Genomic DNA, 3,577 nt, shown 5'->3' with positions numbered 1-3,577 from the left:
CCCCTTCATTGCCGAAGCTAATACATTGGGCTGATAGTGACGCTTATCTATAATCGCCGTAATCTTTTTTCTCGTTTTCTCACTGATCCGTCCCTTATTATTAATTACCTTGGAAACTGTAGTAGCAGATACCCCCGCTTCCCTTGCAATATCATAAATGGTTAGCTTCATTTCTCCACACTCTTTCAACTGATATATATTTTCTTCTAATAATGGAACATCCTATTTCTCCCAATTTCAGTTACTTGTCTACATGACTAAGTATATCATAGGTTCTTTACACTGTAAGATTTCTAGCCGGAAGCCAACTCGACGTAGCGAGAAACTTTAGGAATACAGTATAAGTAGGGCTACACCTCTATCTTCGCCCAAGGGCAGGGCTCGCCAATCGGCGAGTTTTCTTTAAGTAGAATCTTCGTTTCTCTGAGTCCATACTCTCCACACTGGACTTATTATAAATACCACAGCAAGGCTTTGAAACGTGAAAAGACCACAAAAGCTTTCCTTAAAGAGAAATCCTTTGCGGTCTTTTCATCTGTTTCCATACCTTTTTCAGGTATGACTACTAATATGTCGCTGGTTTATAGTCAGATTGCAACTATCCTTTATTTTTCTCACCAGGACCCGTCAATTCCCACTACACCACTTTTTAAGGATTTATTACTGTATGTCCCTTAGATTTACTTTGACTAAGCCTCAATCTGATTTAAAGATTCCTGAGCATCTTGGCCATTGTGATTACGGAATTGTTGTTCTAGCTGCTCAAGTGTAAGCCCTTTCGTTTCTGGCAAGAATTTATGCACAAATGTAATTGCTCCAATTCCTAGAGCTACGAAAACGAAGAATGTCGTGGACAAACCGACCTTCTCAAGCAATACCGGGAACACCAAACCGATAAGGAAGTTCACTATCCAAAGGCAGAACACAGTAACACCCATACCAAGACCGCGTAATCGTAGCGGGAATATTTCTGAGAGCATAAGCCATGTTACAGGTGAAATAGCTCCCTGTTGGAAGGCAAGGAATGTAACTGTTAAAGCAAGCACAACATATGGAAGTGCTGGAGATCCTTCAAGCACATTTGAGAATATCCCAATAAGAAGAAGCGCTATCGTAGTTCCTACCAAACCAGTTATTAGCATTGGTCGACGGCCCATTTTTCCAAGGAGCCAAATCCCAACAATAGTTGCCAAAACTGAAATGGCACCGTTTGCAATATTACCGATAAGTGCAGCCTCTGTTGCAAAGCCGGCATCTTTAAGGATTTCAGTACCGTAATACATAATCGAGTTAACGCCTGTAATTTGCTGTACAATAGCAATTCCAATTCCTAAAAATACAATGCGACGCACCCATGGCACATTCAGGTCTTTAAACGTTGCTTTCTTCACTCCCTCTTCTTGAGCGGAAGCTGCTTGAATTTCAATCAATTCTGATTTAGCACGCTTCTCCTCACGAATCTTTTGGAGGACTTTCAAAGCCTCTGCATTTTTCCCTTTTGCTACAAGCCAACGCGGGCTCTCAGGCACTCTAATCATCCCAAAGAATAAAAAGATAGCTGGAAGTGCTGCTATAGCTAGCATGTAACGCCAAATATGCGAGTTGTCGCCCATTGTATTACCAAGAATGGCATTGAAAACAAACGCTAATAACTGTCCGCTAACAATCATCAGTTCATTTTGCGTAACCATTCGGCCACGGCTCTCCGCAGGTGACATTTCCGCTAAAAAGGTCGGAACTGTTACAGATGCTCCCCCTACAGCAAGTCCTAGCAAGAAACGACAAAGAATCATAACCTCAACATTCGGAGCAAGCGTACATCCAAGCGTTGAAATAAAGAACAATACTGCAAGAAACAGAATGCTTTTACGACGACCGTTATAATCTGCTAATCGGCCACCGAATACTGCGCCTAATGCTGCACCAAAAAGAAGTGAACTCGCAACAAGACCTTCCGTAAGTGAGTTAAGACCAAGTGCTTCAGACATATAAGGCAAGGCACCATTGATAACGCCTGTATCGTATCCGAAGAGCAGTCCTCCGAAAGTCGAGACTAGGATAATCGTACGTAAAAATGAATTTTGGTTCCCCATAGAAATTCCTCCTTCTCCTTCCTTGATTTAAGAAAGGTTAATAATGCACTATCTGTATATCTTTAAATTTAATGAAGCATAGTACAATGGCAGGGCCACGAATACATTTTATTTAAGCCCCAACTAAACATCTTATTGCTTTTAGCTTCATATATAACTCCCTTAGTACCATACCATAGACAGGAAAAAATAAATCTATGGCCTGTTGAATATCACATTTTTGGCTTTACAAAGGCGAATACATATAAATAATAGTGCATCTTTCATAACAGGTCGTTACTCATTCGCCTGAACACCCTCTTCTCCTACAATCACCTTAAACCCCAAGATATAACGCTTACATTTTTATCATTATTAGTAACCTTATATCTTTCCTATAAAAGCGAATAAACAATAGCTGCAACACATGGTATTATTGTTATTCCAAAGCTCTCTTTTAAACAATCAAGGATTATCGATCCCCCTTATTAAGAAATAAAATGTGAACATCCAGCAAAAAAAACCAACTTTTTTGTCAACATTTCGCTAATTTCATGCAAAAAACCAATTAAAAACGCTTTCAAACCCAACTTCACTAGGGTTATCGATTTCCTTCGTTGTCTTCATTTTATCCTGTACTTTATAAAATTTCAACACATTTTTTCGAAAGTTTTCTAAATACTCAAACAGGGCATACCTCATAAATAGAAGTAAACGTACGCACATTCTTCAGGAGGTTGAAACTATCCCTCCGATAGTACTTCGAAATTGTTCACCAAGCATGCGTAACCCTCCAGCTAATGTGTACTTGTTTGTATACATAAATCGGGACACCTATCTCTACAGTACTGCAAGGATAGGTGTCCCGATTTCATTGTTTTATACATTTCTTTAATTTGAAATATTTATGTGAGCTTTGCAACATAATTAACCATACAAAAGTGATAATATTTAGATATTTAATCCCTCTTTAATGGATTTCAGCGTTACTTCGTTGGACCATTCTGGTTTATCAGGGTAAGTGAATACTGAGTTTGTTATAATTCCATCAAACTTCATTTCTCTTAATTTCCGATATAATGCTTCAAAGTTTACTTCCCCTTCACCAGGGTTCAAATGCTGATGAATTGTTACGTTTGCATCAGGAGGATTTATAATATATCGTAATCCAAATGCTGCTCTATGATTAAAAGTATCGGCAATTAGAACATGAGCCAGTAAATCCCCTGCTTCTTCTAAGTGTTTCTCTACATCGCCAATCCCATCATCATAATAGAAAGCATGTGCAACAGAATATACCAGCTTAATCCAATCTTTATCTAATGCACGAATCATTCGAATGGCTTCTATATTTAACTCAATGAAATCGTTCGGATGAGACTGTAAATTAAGTTTAATGCCCTCTCTTTCAAAAATTGGCAATAGCTCTTCCATTGATTTAACAAAAGCAGCCTCACTTTCAAGCGGACGGCTTTTGTCGCCGGCAAATTCGCTGTTCATTAAAT

At 38.8% G+C, this 3,577-nt stretch carries 3 protein-coding genes; all 3 read right to left on the bottom strand.

What is annotated here, in order from left to right; all coding sequences use genetic code 11:
• Positions 1 to 171 (bottom strand): LacI family DNA-binding transcriptional regulator (locus EP737_RS24460; protein WP_129731928.1); only part of this gene is annotated, 171 nt, incomplete at its 3' end.
• Positions 172 to 689: 518 nt separating this feature from the next.
• A complete protein-coding gene (locus tag EP737_RS24455; protein WP_129731926.1) occupies positions 690 to 2,093 on the bottom strand; it encodes a sugar porter family MFS transporter in 1,404 nt (467 codons plus the stop codon).
• Between the two features lie 930 nt (positions 2,094 to 3,023).
• The coding region (locus EP737_RS24450) for a sugar phosphate isomerase/epimerase family protein (protein ID WP_165350919.1) at positions 3,024 to 3,577 on the bottom strand (554 nt) is incomplete at its 5' end.

Origin of the sequence: Ectobacillus funiculus (assembly GCF_004138295.1) — a bacterium.
GTDB classification, from domain to species: Bacteria; Bacillota; Bacilli; order Bacillales; family Bacillaceae_G; genus Ectobacillus; species Ectobacillus funiculus.
This window is presented reverse-complemented; position numbering and strand designations above follow the sequence as displayed.